The 12,798-nt window shown below is 47.3% G+C and carries 18 protein-coding genes; 10 read left to right on the top strand and 8 right to left on the bottom strand.

Annotated features, from left to right (window positions below):
• Positions 1-11 precede the first annotated feature (11 nt).
• The 6 genes from KNQ18_RS06020 to KNQ18_RS06045 all read left to right on the top strand — a co-directional run bounded on the left by KNQ18_RS06020 (position 12) and on the right by KNQ18_RS06045 (position 5,430).
• Positions 12-482, top strand: coding sequence for a hypothetical protein (locus KNQ18_RS06020; protein ID WP_023468446.1), 471 nt, complete (start codon positions 12-14; stop codon positions 480-482).
• 105 nt (positions 483-587) lie between these two features.
• Positions 588-1,511 (top strand): DMT family transporter, encoded by a 924-nt coding sequence (locus KNQ18_RS06025; RefSeq protein WP_215084086.1) that lies wholly within the window; start codon positions 588-590, stop codon positions 1,509-1,511.
• A 96-nt stretch (positions 1,512-1,607) separates the two neighbouring features.
• The gene (locus tag KNQ18_RS06030) at positions 1,608-2,594 is read left to right on the top strand and encodes a quinone oxidoreductase family protein (protein WP_215084088.1); all 987 of its coding nucleotides are present in this window, start codon (positions 1,608-1,610) and stop codon (positions 2,592-2,594) included.
• Positions 2,584-3,114, top strand: a complete 531-nt coding sequence (locus KNQ18_RS06035) for a nucleotidyltransferase family protein (RefSeq protein ID WP_353049768.1) — start codon at positions 2,584-2,586, stop codon at positions 3,112-3,114. The genes KNQ18_RS06030 and KNQ18_RS06035 overlap by 11 nt, the downstream gene beginning before the upstream one ends.
• A 20-nt stretch (positions 3,115-3,134) precedes the next feature.
• Positions 3,135-3,824, top strand: coding sequence for a hypothetical protein (locus KNQ18_RS06040; protein WP_215084092.1), 690 nt, complete (start codon positions 3,135-3,137; stop codon positions 3,822-3,824).
• A 205-nt stretch (positions 3,825-4,029) separates the two neighbouring features.
• Entirely contained in the window at positions 4,030-5,430 is a 1,401-nt protein-coding gene (locus KNQ18_RS06045; protein WP_215084094.1) for an MFS transporter, read from the top strand.
• Positions 5,431-5,492: 62 nt separating this feature from the next.
• Here the strand turns inward: KNQ18_RS06045 and KNQ18_RS06050 are convergent, their stop codons facing one another.
• Positions 5,493-6,380: an alpha/beta hydrolase gene (locus KNQ18_RS06050; RefSeq protein WP_215084095.1), complete on the bottom strand. Its 888-nt coding sequence runs from the start codon at positions 6,378-6,380 to the stop codon at positions 5,493-5,495.
• Positions 6,381-6,524: 144 nt separating this feature from the next.
• Here KNQ18_RS06050 and KNQ18_RS06055 point away from each other — a divergent pair, with 144 nt between their 5' ends.
• Positions 6,525-7,139, top strand: a complete 615-nt coding sequence (locus KNQ18_RS06055) for a histidine phosphatase family protein (RefSeq protein ID WP_215084097.1) — start codon at positions 6,525-6,527, stop codon at positions 7,137-7,139.
• 34 nt (positions 7,140-7,173) lie between these two features.
• On the opposite strand, the gene KNQ18_RS06060 is transcribed toward KNQ18_RS06055, so the two are convergent.
• Positions 7,174-7,752 (bottom strand): hypothetical protein, encoded by a 579-nt coding sequence (locus tag KNQ18_RS06060; protein ID WP_215084099.1) that lies wholly within the window; start codon positions 7,750-7,752, stop codon positions 7,174-7,176.
• 117 nt (positions 7,753-7,869) lie between these two features.
• Between KNQ18_RS06060 and KNQ18_RS06065 the strand changes: the two genes are divergently transcribed.
• From KNQ18_RS06065 to KNQ18_RS06075, 3 genes are all read left to right on the top strand, one after another.
• Positions 7,870-9,156 (top strand): right-handed parallel beta-helix repeat-containing protein, encoded by a 1,287-nt coding sequence (locus KNQ18_RS06065; protein WP_215084101.1) that lies wholly within the window; start codon positions 7,870-7,872, stop codon positions 9,154-9,156.
• Complete coding sequence (locus tag KNQ18_RS06070; RefSeq protein ID WP_215084103.1) at positions 9,153-9,383, top strand: hypothetical protein; 231 nt, start codon at positions 9,153-9,155, stop codon at positions 9,381-9,383. The genes KNQ18_RS06065 and KNQ18_RS06070 overlap by 4 nt, the downstream gene beginning before the upstream one ends.
• Before the next feature lie 74 nt (positions 9,384-9,457).
• Positions 9,458-9,868 (top strand): SRPBCC family protein, encoded by a 411-nt coding sequence (locus tag KNQ18_RS06075; RefSeq protein ID WP_214805017.1) that lies wholly within the window; start codon positions 9,458-9,460, stop codon positions 9,866-9,868.
• Here KNQ18_RS06075 and KNQ18_RS06080 read toward each other — a convergent pair.
• The 6 genes from KNQ18_RS06080 to KNQ18_RS06105 form a co-directional block, all read right to left on the bottom strand.
• On the bottom strand, positions 9,843-10,061 hold the full coding sequence (locus KNQ18_RS06080; protein WP_215084105.1) for a helix-turn-helix domain-containing protein: 219 nt from the start codon (positions 10,059-10,061) through the stop codon (positions 9,843-9,845). The genes KNQ18_RS06075 and KNQ18_RS06080 overlap by 26 nt on opposite strands.
• Positions 10,042-10,389 carry a hypothetical protein gene (locus KNQ18_RS06085; protein ID WP_215084107.1) on the bottom strand — a complete coding sequence of 116 codons (348 nt, stop codon included), beginning with the start codon at positions 10,387-10,389 and terminating at the stop codon, positions 10,042-10,044. The genes KNQ18_RS06080 and KNQ18_RS06085 overlap by 20 nt, the downstream gene beginning before the upstream one ends.
• A 105-nt stretch (positions 10,390-10,494) precedes the next feature.
• Positions 10,495-11,199 carry an AAA family ATPase gene (locus KNQ18_RS06090; RefSeq protein WP_215084109.1) on the bottom strand — a complete coding sequence of 235 codons (705 nt, stop codon included), beginning with the start codon at positions 11,197-11,199 and terminating at the stop codon, positions 10,495-10,497.
• 10 nt (positions 11,200-11,209) lie between these two features.
• Positions 11,210-11,917: a hypothetical protein gene (locus KNQ18_RS06095; RefSeq protein WP_214805014.1), complete on the bottom strand. Its 708-nt coding sequence runs from the start codon at positions 11,915-11,917 to the stop codon at positions 11,210-11,212.
• Positions 11,918-11,998: 81 nt separating this feature from the next.
• The gene (locus KNQ18_RS06100) at positions 11,999-12,556 is read right to left on the bottom strand and encodes an alpha/beta fold hydrolase (protein WP_215084111.1); all 558 of its coding nucleotides are present in this window, start codon (positions 12,554-12,556) and stop codon (positions 11,999-12,001) included.
• Positions 12,556-12,717, bottom strand: coding sequence for a hypothetical protein (locus KNQ18_RS06105; RefSeq protein ID WP_215084113.1), 162 nt, complete (start codon positions 12,715-12,717; stop codon positions 12,556-12,558). The genes KNQ18_RS06100 and KNQ18_RS06105 overlap by 1 nt, the downstream gene beginning before the upstream one ends.
• Positions 12,718-12,798: the final 81 nt, after the last annotated feature.

The following is a 12,798-nucleotide window of genomic DNA, read 5'->3' on the forward strand; positions in this document are numbered from 1 at the left end:
GGGGGATTTAAATGAAAACAAAAGCAGAACGCATCGCGTTCATTCAAGAAGAAAAGCGTCAACTCGTCAAACCACGTTTGTACAGCTCTTTGCTGTACGGCGTCAGTATTTTATTAGTCGTCGCCAATCGGGACGTGTACTGGCCATTGTTCTTTTTACTTGTAGCATTGGTCTGGATTGCGCGGATTCACTCGCAAGAAGTCGAACGTGATATGGCATTAACGGTAAAACCACAGATGAAAAAAATCATTCAATGGCAGTATGTGACTGATTTTTTGTTCGTGATCTTAATGGGATTATTTTTCCCACTGATCATCGTATTCGACTTGCCATTCTTCCTCAGTTTTGCCGTCTATGTCGTCCTTGCGATTGTTTTGCTCGTGTCCGATATGCTACTTGAACGAAACGGAAAACGTCTCGATGCCGAGCATCCGACGAAGAAGGAGTTAAGGACGTATCCGAAGTCGTGGAAAAAGATCTAATTCGTGGAGCCGGTCGATGAACCGGCTCCTTTTTGAGCATTCCTGTCGCTTCCGCGTGCGAGACTGCCGTATGATGGAAAGGCACATGAAGAAGGAGGTCCTCGTATGCTTGCGATCATCATTGGATTCATCATCGGTCTGCTCGTACCGGTTCAAACGAGTGTCAATACACGATTACGGGGTGTCGTCGGTTCGCCGTTCCTCGCTTCGCTGATTTCCTTTTCGATCGGCTCACTCTTCTTACTGCTCCTCGTCTTGCTCGTCGATGGGGATTTTACAGGTCTCTCAGCTACCGCCGATGAACCGTTCTGGATTTGGGGTGGAGGGTTGCTCGGCGTCATCTATTTGACCGGAAACATCTTGCTGTTTCCGCGACTCGGTGGTGTCCAAACGGTCATCATGCCGATTTTCGGTCAAGTCATCATGGGACTGTTGATCGATCATTTTGGATTGTTTAAAGCGAACGTCACGACACTTTCGTTGACACGGGTCATCGGTGCAGTGCTAGTGTTACTCGGTGTCGTTGGGACGGTCGCCCTCGGTGATTATTTCGCACGCCGTCGTAAACAGCAGGTGGCATCAACAGAAAACTCGTTGTTTGTCTGGCGTCTGCTCGGAATTCTAACCGGAATGATGAGTGCTGCCCAGACGGCGATCAATGGTCATCTCGGAAGTGTTCTCGGGTCAGCCGTCAAAGGCGCCTTGATTTCGTTCGTCATCGGTACGATCACCTTGTTATTGCTGAATCTGATCCTCCGAACGAAGTGGCACATCGATCGGTCGCAATCCTTACCTGCCTGGATTTGGATCGGTGGATTGATCGGTGCGTTGTTCGTTGCCGGGAATGCCTTCATCGTTCCGCTCGTCGGTACAGGACTCGCTGTCGTCATTGTGACGATCGGTCTTCTGACTGGCAGCCTATTGATTGATCGTTTCGGTTGGTTCGGTGCAAAAAAACAACCAGTCACAGGTGTGCAAATCGTCAGCTTGCTCATCATGCTTGGTGGTATCGTATTGATTCGCCTGTAAATCAAAGACATCTGCAATCCATCGGTTGCAGATGTCTATTTTTTGCTGTTAAATGGAAATATGAGGTAAAATGAAAGGGTGATAAGGAGGAATAAGATGAAACGTATCATACAACATACATACGGAGAGGCTAACGTGCTTCAACAAGATGAATGTTTGGATCCAGTACTTAACCCTGGAGAGGTCTTGATTCGAGTTGCTTGGGCGGGTGTGAATTTTGCTGATATAAAACAACGCCGAGGAGGAAAAGCAACGGGTACGTTTCCGTTCGTACTTGGTTTAGACGTAACCGGCATTGTAATAGCTTCTAATCCAAATTCGGCATTTCAAATAGGCGATCGTGTCATGGCATTTGCAAAAACCGGATCATATGCCGAAATCGTTCGAGCGGACGAGCGACTCGTATATCGAGTCCCACTATCGATCTCGTTGCGGGAAGCAATCTTATTTACTACAGTAGGAATTCTGAGCGAGATGTTACTGACTGAAATTGGTCAAGTGAAGCCGACCGACACAATCATTATACATAGTGCAGCAGGTGGAGTAGGCACTGCATTGATTCAGCTTGCGTTACATAGAGGTGTGAAGCAACTCATCGCAACAGTAGGAAATCGTGAGAAAATAAAATACGTACAATCGTTTGGTGTGGAACATGTATTCACATATGATGATTTTGCCGAAAACGTCCTTTTGTTGACGAATGGGAAGGGAGCAGATGTCATTTTTGATTCTGTCGCGGGTCACGTAACGCGAAAAAGTCTTGATTGTCTCGCTAATTACGGGACACTCGTACAATTTGGTAACAGTAGCGGATCAGCAGGTGAACTCTCGACGACAGATGTCCATGCCAGTTGCCGGACGATTCGTGGATTTAGCCTTGGAACGACGCGTCAATTGGATCCAAATCGGATTAAACGGGCTGCATCCCATATCCTGTTTCTACTCGAAAATAAGAAATTGAAGATGCCGATGATTCACGAGTTTCAACTATCAGAAGTGCAAGAGGCACATCAGTTGATGGAATCCCGACAGTATGAAGGGAAAATAGTTCTACGAATCGGAGGAGATGAGTGTGGATCATAAGGAAATTGAACAGCGATTACGAAACGATCATGAGTTAAAAGAGATGCTAGCGTTGGTAGCGACACTACACTTGCCTGATTGGTGGATCTGTGCCGGTGTCTTACGTTCGAAGATTTGGAACGTCGAACGACAGGCGACATCGGACATCGATATCGTCTATTTCGATCCTACTGATCTTTCGGAAGCCACGGAAAAACGTCATGAAGAACAGTTACGAAAATTATTGGATTTGCCGTGGTCTGTTAAAAATCAAACACGAATGCATCTCGTCAATGGATTACCACCTTATCAGTCCGCAACGGATGCGATTTCACAGTTTCCTGAGACCGTCACAGCAATTGGCGTGACGAGACGACCAGATTTTGAACTTTACCTTCCATATGGAGCAAAAGACTTTATGGATCGAATCATTCGACCGACGCCACCTTTTCAAGTCGGTACCGTGCGTCATTCGATTTTTCAGCGACGTGTGATCGAAAAAGGATGGCAAGACGACCCGGGTCTACAAATATGTACATGAAACAAGAAGGAGCGTATGTGATGAAACGAATCAGTTATAAAAAAACGATACCGCTTCTACTAGTAGGACTCCTCTGTATCAGCGGATGCGCACCGGAAAAGAATGTCGAGGTGAAGGAAAAGATTCACGTTGATGGTACGAGTTTGTTCGACAGTGGCTCCTATCCGACTGCTGTAGAGACGGCCGAGCATCAGTTTAAATATGACTTGAGTGACAAGTCCACCTATACGTTAAAGCAAGACGATTTCCGAGTGGACGCGCGATTCGATGACTATAATTTACTGCTAGCAAGCGTCATCGAGGGACGATATGATTCGCTAATGATTTATGAAAAGAAGTCGAACTGGATATTAAGCAGTTCGATGGATATCATTCGGGACCAATCCACGAAAGGTGAGGCGATCGAAGGGAGTCTAGCGTGGGAAGGAAACAAGAAAAAAATGACGACGAAAATTGTCACGAATCGTCATTACACGGTGATTGAGACACGACTGAAAAGTGAGCAGATTCCGGCACGATTTGGAAAACGGATACGTACCGTTAACGGATTGAAGGTACACGTTCAAAAGCAAGGGAAACAGCTCAATCTTGCCTACCAAAACGGAACGGACGTGATGTGGATCGTCAGTGATCGACCGGAACAAGTCCTGCTTCGGCTCATAACGGCATCTCCTGACAGTCCGATTTCGGAACTATCCGATGACTTTTAGATCCGCCTCGGTGGGTCTTTTTTTATTTTCCGTAACCCTACGAGAAATTGTATATGGTTGAGGTCAAGAAGCGTTTATCGGTCATGCATAGGGGGAATCTTATTCATGCAATCATATGTTGAAAATAATGAAAGCGATCGATGATCAAAAAGGTGAGGTGAGATGTTAACCGTAACGCATTCATAGTAAAGGAAGTGAGAATTTCATGAGATTCAAAAGGGAACGCGTCAACGTCGTCGATCCGGCGCAAACGAAAAAGAGTGTCTATGCGACCGGAATCGGCAATGCGATGGAGTGGTTTGACTTTGGACTGTACTCCTACCTCGCCGTCATCATCAGTCAGAACTTCTTTAGTGGTGTGGAAAATGATGAACTGAAACTCGTCTTTACGTTCGCGACGTTTGCGATCGCCTTTTTGATGCGACCACTCGGGGGAGTAATTTTTGGGCGTATGGGTGACCGTCTGGGACGAAAAGTCGTTTTGACGACAACGATCGTCATGATGGCATTTTCGACCTTATTGATTGGATTGCTGCCGACGTATGATCAAATCGGTGTCTGGGCACCAATTCTTTTACTCTTAGCACGAGTCTTGCAAGGTTTTTCAACCGGTGGTGAATATGCTGGGGCGATGGTCTATATCGCCGAATCTTCACCCGATAAACACCGGAGTGCGTATGGCAGTGGTCTTGAAATCGGAACATTAGCCGGGTACATTCTGGCTTCCGTGCTAGCGACGATTTTGTTCGTCTCTTTGTCAGATGATCAAATGTCATCTTGGGGATGGCGGATTCCCTTCATCTTAGGCGCACCGCTCGGATTATTTGGTCTGTATCTTCGGCGTCACCTGGATGAGTCACCGATTTTCGAGAATGAGATCAATGAAAGTGAGCAGGAACAGGCGACGTTTCGAACGATCGTTCAAGAACACCGGAAAGATATCATCGTCTGCTTCATCGCCGTTGCCTTTTATAACATCACGAACTATATGTTGTTATCCTATATGCCGTCTTATCTGGACGAAATCATTGGTCTGCCGAGTGCGACGAGTACGATGTTGATCACAGGTGTCATGATCGTCATGATTCCGCTCGCTTTCTCGTTTGGTCGCCTGAGCGATCGGCGCGGCAATCGCCGACTAGTCTTGCTAGGATTGACGGGATTATCCTTCACATCAATCCTGTCATTTTTCCTGATCGGTCAAGACTGGTTGCTATACGTCGGTATCGGAATCTTCATCCTTGGTTTCTTCTTGTCAATCTTTGAGGGAACGATGCCAAGTTTGTTGCCAAGTATTTTTTATTCCGATGTGCGGTACCGGACGCTTTCCGTCACATTTAACATTGCAGTGTCGATCTTCGGAGGGACGACCCCACTCGTCTCGACCTGGCTCGTGCATACGACGCAGGACCCTCTTGCGCCTGCGTACTACCTGACAGCCGTCAGCGTCATCGGCTTCATCACGTTCTTCTTTTTCTTTGAGAACACGGCAGGGAAGGCGCTAAAAGGATCACATCCGACCGTTGCTTCGGAACAGGAAGTCCATGAAGTCGCAAAAAATCCAGAAGATGCCCTGTGGTGGAAAGAAGATAACAAAAACGAATAACGGCAAACCGAACAGTCCCTTACTCGATGGAGTGAGGGACTGTTGTACTTCATAATGCGACATTACGAACGTTCAGTAGCTTGAAAGGCATGCCGAAGAAAATCAGCAATCCGTTGCCACGCCTGAAGCGCCGCATCGATGTCACCGTGGTGTGTAAAGGCATGAGCTTGACCGGCGAATTCCTGGTGCTCAACAGCGACACCTGCCGCTTGAAGACGTTTCGCATACTGCCGCGCTTCCTGCGCCAGCGAGTCGAGCTCCGCCGTCAGGACGAGCGTCTGCGGTAATGCTTCGAGTTGAGCCGCATAAAGTGGTGAAGCGAGATGATGGTACGCGTCTTCCGGTCGTGCGATGTACATCGCATTGAACTGACGTGCCTGTTCAGCTGGTATCGCTTCTTCGAAGAACGGTTTGTCCGCGGGATCCGTCGCGAGATCGAGCGGAGGATAATCAAGGATTTGAGCGATGAGCGGAACCGGATGCGTCTGCTCGACGTTCCATAACGATATGGCAGTCGCAAGATTCCCGCCGGCACTATGCCCTCCGATCGCAATGCGCGCCGCATCGAGATGTAGCGTCTCAGCATGTTGGAAAATCCATTGAACGACTTCGAAGGTGACGTGGACCGGAACAGGAAACGGATGCTCCGGCGCTAATGGATACTCGACATTGAGAACATGACAGTTGGCGGTCTCGGCGAGAAACAGATTCCATGGTTCATCCATCTCTGGCGTTCCGGTGATGAAGCCGCCACCATGGAAACTGATGAATCCAGGTAGCGGTTCTGCTGCATCAATCGGTGAGTGGCACAACACTCGGACATCTCCGACTGAAGTCGGCACGTGTAGCGTAGTCGTGATCGCTTGCGGTGGATGAGGAGGTGTGACTTGAGGACGTTCCTCATCTGAGCGGATTTGTTTGGCAAGGTCAATCATCTCTTGGCGATTCATCGAATTCCTCCTTTAGGTCTATCTTCATCATACCGAACGGATTGGTGAATTTCTCTTCTGGATTCGTTTTATCTAGTTGCAGGAAAAAGTAGTCAGAGTTTGATACACTTTTGAAAGAAACTAGAAATCGAAAGGATGGAATAGATGCCAACACTTTACATTACGCGTCATGGCGAGACGGAATGGAACTTAGAAAAACGAATGCAAGGCTGGGAAGACTCTCCTCTGACAGCAAAGGGCAGACAGAATGCGCGGGACCTTGGTCACCGCTTACGTGAAATTCATCTGGATCATCTCTATATCAGTCCGATTGGTCGCGTCCGAGAAACAGTTCGAATGATGGATCTCGATCCATCGATTCCGGTCACCATAGACGATCGATTGCGTGAAATGCACATGGGAACCTGGGAAGGGCGGACGGCGGCGGAAATTGAAGTCGCACACCCGCTTGCTCATGCTGCATTTTGGCAAACGCCGCATACGTACATACCGGAGAGTGGAGAATCCTTTGACGCGGTCCGGGAGCGCATTCTATCGTTTTTGGAACGACTGGCAGACCATGAAGAAGACGAAAACATCTTAATCGTCACCCACGGCATCTTCCTTAACATCTTGCTGACATATCTTCAACGAAAGCCGTTCGCGACATTATGGGATCCGCCGTTCATTCATGGAACGAGTTTGACGATCGTTGAATACAGGGATGGGGAAGCCGTGATTCGATTAGAAGCTGACATGTCGCATGTCATAGCGGACTAAAAAACGGCGGACTTTTCTCGGTCCGCCGTTCTCCTTATCGTGATTTCGTCAAATAGATCAAAATTGCGCCTTCTTGTTTTCTGACCTTTAGGTGAGGGGAGGATAACGTGTCGATTGAGCGACCGATGATCGATTCTCCTGTCGTATAGCGTTTGAGGAGTAAAGGATAGAATGAAGCATTCGTCTGTTTTTGATCATTGAATTGACCGCTGTCAGTCTGGACGTTTTGAGGTAAGGTATAGACCGTTTTCGTCTCAGGAATACCATTCTTCGCATCAAGCGAATAGGTGAAGGCATGCGAATCGTTGAGTAGGTTCAAATCATACGTCAACTGGAACGGCGTGCGATCATATGTACCGGCAGGAATCGATTTGTCGATCAGCACCTCTGGTGGTTCTGTATCGTCAAATTGGACTGCCTTGAGCTGGAGCGGGCGATCGAGTGTACCAGTTAAGAAAAATGTCCGCTGTTGCTGCGACTCGTCCTTCGCGGTAGAAGGTGTGATCGAAAAGGAAGACTTCTTGATCTTGACGGTTTCTTTTGGAAGGACGGTTGCTTCCGTTGTGCAACCAGCAAGCAAGAAAAGGAGGATGAAAAATAGAGCATATTTCATGACGTGTTCCTCTTTTCCATAGTCGTAGTGAATCGAGATGAAATCGAAATATTCAAAAAATTAGAAATGATACCTAGATTATACCAACAATGTTCTTGATAAATAAAGGAGGAAATCATGAAAGGCAAATGGTTATTAGCAACCGTCCTGCTCGTCGGTTGTGCTTCGACAAGTGAAGAAGTCGAATCGACGGCAAAATCGTTATATGTCTCACCGAACGGCAGTGATAAAAATACCGGCACGTTGAAGCATCCGTTTAAAACGATTCGACAAGCGACGCAAAAAGCGACTGCGGGTACGACGGTCTACTTGCGAAAGGGAACGTATCACGAGGCACTGAACGTTAGACAGAGCGGAACGAGAGAACGCCCGATCTCCTTCCGAAACTATCAAGACGAGCAGGTCACGTTAAGCGGGAAAAACATCAAAGATCGGGACGCCACCTTACCAATCATCCAGATCAAGGATCGGAAATACGTAACAATTCAAGGTCTGACGATCGAAGCCGTTCAGTCGAAACGAACGGACGCGACACCGATCGGTATTTTGATTACAGGATCAGGATCACACATCACGTTGAAGAACAATACGGTCCGCCACATCAAGACGCTCGCGAAAGATGGGAATGCACACGGCATCGCCGTCTACGGAACGGGAGCGATTCGTCACCTGACGATCACCGGTAACCGAGTCGAGCAGAATCGTCTCGGTTTCAGTGAAGCCCTCGTCTTAAACGGAAACGTCAAACATTTCCGGGTGACGAAGAACGTTTTACGGGATAACGACAACATCGGCATTGATTTGATCGGACACGAAGGAATCGCTCAGTCGAAGAAAGACGACTACGTCCGTGAGGGCGTCGTGTCGGAAAATCGTGTTTACCGGACGTCGAGCTACGGCAATCCTGCTTACGGGAAGGAATACAATGCAGCCGGTATCTATGTCGATGGTGGGAAAAACCTAACAATTGAGAAGAATCTCGTCGAAGCGAGTGACATCGGGATTGAAGTGACGAGTGAACATGCCGGACGATACGCAGAAGATGTCATTGTGCGCCAGAATGATGTACGGCAAAACGTCTACACCGGAATTGCGATCGGTGGGTATGACACGAAGCGAGGCGGTACAAAACGTGTCCGGATCGAGCAAAATCAGCTGATCGGCAATGATACGAAAGGGCTCGAGGGTGGTCAATTGCTCGTCCAGCATGATGTCCATGATAACACGATCATTAGAAACACATTCGATGGTTCGTTAAGTGTCGCCCATTACTTCAAGACGAGTTCGGGAAATCAGTTTGAAAAAAATACGTTCCAGCATACAAAACGTTTCATGTGGCGCGACGCCTCCTATAAAACGGAACAAAGCTTTCTGAAAGCGGTCCGAAAGGTGGAAGGAAGATGAAGTTATCGGAGCGACTCCTCGCTTATTGGATCCGGATTCCGAGACGCTGGCGGCTTGCAGCATTGACCGCCTGTATGTTAACGATTTGGACGGTGGAAGGCGTTCGGTTTTTAACAAGTCCCGCGTTACGACTGCCGACCGTTACCGATGCAATCATCTGTCTCGTTCCAGCGATTTTATTGTTCATGTTATGGAAAACAAAGCGTCCGAAATCACCTCTGAATTAATCGATAATAACAAGGAATTCATTTAGTCGTCCTCGAAATAGGGAGGGAACTTCAATTAGTAAGGAGGAAGAAAGATGACGAAACTAACGATTCAAGCCGTGATTGACCGTCCGGTCGAGACCGTGTGGGAGATTTGGAATGCACCGGAAGACATCAAACGCTGGAACGCAGCGTCTGACGATTGGCATACGACGGCGTCAACGAATGATTTGACGGTCGGCGGACAATTCACGAATCGAATGGAAGCAAAAGATGGTAGCATGGGGTTTGATTTCACGGGTACATACGAGACAATCGTTCCTTACGAACGCATTGCGTATGTCCTCGAAGATGGTCGCCAGGTGACAATCGACTTCTCCCGGAACGGGCAACAGACCGAAGTCGTCGAATCGTTTGATGCCGAAACAAGCAACCCGCCTGAAATGCAACAAGCGGGCTGGCAGGCGATCCTTGATCGGTTCAAAGCGTATGCTGAGTCGAAGTAAGTCGTTCGCTTCGTAACTTCCGGCCACGGCGATCCGTCAGGGCAGGAATACCGCCGCTCTCATAGCGCCGGACCCAGTTATACAATTGTTGATACGACACATCATGCCGTCCGGCGATGCGTTTGTAGTCCTTTGCGGCCGCCAAACAATCGAGGACGGCATTCATGCGTTGTTCAAGAGTGTTGGTGGACATGAACGTTTTCCTCCTCATTGAATCTCCCTTGATTCGCCCACGGCATTATACTAGTGCACATACAATCGATGGAAGCCATTGAATCAAAGAAAAATTGACGCGTCTCCTGTTGATTCGTTTTGACGATCAGTCGTTTTTCTAGCGTTGGTAAATGCACGAGAAACGAAATCTGACATTCCATAGGCTGCGAGAGAATGGTGGTAGATCGTTTTTGTAAGTGGATCGCTGCTGAATTCGCAGTGACGTATAAGACGTGTCGATTCCATTCCTCTTCGTTGAAAAGTGAATCCATCATCGTGATAAAAGCTTGACCGGAAATGAAGTTCATCGGACGACCTCCTTTCTTATAATGTGTATATCCTGTACATGTTTTTAGAAAACCTATATTTCAAATATTACAAAAAAACCACCTCCAAAAGAGAGGTGGTTAACGTTATCCTGCCAGTTCAAGCATCTGAACGAACGCGACGTCCGGATCGGTCGTCTCGAATCGGTTCAACCAATCCTTGAAGTCGCCTTCGTACAAAATACGACCTTGATGGAGAAAGATGACATGGGCATCGGTATGCAATAGATCGTGTAATTGATGGGTCGAGAAGAGGCACGTTTGACCGTTTGCTGTCATCTGCTCGAAGCGTCGCATGATATGAAGCCGTATTGCCGGGTCGACCCCGCTCGTTGGCTCATCAAAGATGTAGAGCGAACGTGGTACTGTCGTCAACAGGGTGACGAACAACCATTTCTTTTCGCCAGCGGACATTTTACCGATTTTCATCTCCCACAGATGAGCGAATAAATCGAGCTCTCGTGGCTGTTTCAGATGACGCGTATACGTCTCTTGCTTGCGATATGCTTTCAAACGAGCGAGCCGACCGACGAAGACGGCGACATCCTTACCCTTTAATTCATCCGAGTAATAGATGAATTGCGTCAAATAGAGAATGTCCGAGATATCGGGTAAGTCTAGTTCTCCGGACGTGATCGGTAAGGCACCGGTCATGCAATCAAACAGTGTCGTTTTCCCGGCACCGTTCATCCCGATCAAGACGTTCAATTTTCCGGGAACAAGCGAAAAGGAGACATCGTGTAACAGATCAGGTGATTTCGGATAGTTGAAGCGTACGTGTTGAACGTGCATCTGAATCCTCCTATCGGGTCAGCAATGACATGAGATTAAAGCGTTTGACAGAGAATAGACCAAGTAACAGATAAACGACGAGTACGACGGTCAAGATAAGTAACGATGCTCCCGTAACGTGCTCAGAGACGGCGAGACCAAGTGTTTTCATGACATAAAAAGGATTCAAGTAACTGTACCAGCGATCCGGTTGGTTACTTGCGAACAAGAACAGCGGATACATGACGATGTTGATTAATGTCGACATACTCGAAATCTTTGCCGGAAGCATCGTCAAGGCGATACTTGCAAAAGCAAGCGGGATACTGAGCAACAAGACGAGATAAGCGAGTAACAACGTCAAAGGTGAGAAGAAGCCGAATACAAGCATCAAGATCGTCGTAAAGACCGTCAAACTAACGGCTGCAAACACGAGCTGAACGAGTACGAGTGCGAGAATACAACCAATCTTACTACCGGAAATCATGATATACGTCTTCATCAAACCATGCTCCCGCATCCGGGCAAGTTGGAGTCCGATGCCATTCACGTAAATCGAAAGTAAGATATAGCCCCAAAAGAGCGCGAGGAATGAGAGGAAACTGTTCTCGGTGAAGTCGAGGCGTGACCCGAAGACAAAGGCGAGAATCAACGGGAAAATCAACGACCAAAAGACCGGAATCTTATCCGTCAGCATGATTTTTAAGTAGAGTATGAAGTAGCTAGGAATCGAATACATATGTGCCTCCAATCAGTGTGTCGAATCAAGCTTATATTAAGTATACGTTTGGAAATGGGAAATAGTTCCTTTGAAAAGAGCTTAAGAATCACCTGAAATCAAACGATGTAACGCATCGACAACAATATGGGGGGCATCCTGTTGAATGAAGTGCCGGCTGTTTGGAACTTCGATCAACAAGCCTTGGATCGACTGTGCAGCAGTTTGTCGTTGCAATTCGTGCCACAATAGTTGCGCCTCACGCGAATAATGATCTTTTTTACCAGCAGACAGAACAATGACTGGAAATGGGTAGAGGATATCAACGTTCGTCGCTTCAATACTCTCTTTAAAATCTTTGTATGTACATTCGAGCGTGAATTGTTTTTTGTATATGGATTGGAACGTGTTTGGCATCACTGGTAAGAAGCGTTGAATATAGGACTCTGGTGTTGCATCGATGAGCAATAGACCTTTCATTTCACTTGGATATTGCGATGCAAATTGTCGAACTAACGTGCCGCCATAGGAATGACCCACAAGAATAAAGGGTGGTTTGAGAGATAAGGTATGGATCAAACGGCGAAGGCGATTCACGCTCTGGCGACTAGTCTCGGAATCATGCTGCATACTACCACCGATGTTCGTACGGTCATACATCAAGATCGTCCAAGTCCTTCAACTTGATCCATGATTGGTTGCCAGGTTGAAAGATCTTGTCCATATCCATTTTCAAAGATAAACGTTGGTTGATTGGAAGTTCCGAGAATCAGACGATAGTGTAACGTCGTTTCAGGTAACGTCATTAAGTCGAAAGACATATGATTCCTCCTATTCTAGTGGGAATAAAAGTAAGGATACCAGAAAGAAACAAATATTGTAAACTGAAGCAAAGGACAGGA

This window comes from Exiguobacterium sp. s78 (genome assembly GCF_018618985.1).
GTDB classification, from domain to species: Bacteria; Bacillota; Bacilli; order Exiguobacteriales; family Exiguobacteriaceae; genus Exiguobacterium_A; species Exiguobacterium_A abrahamii.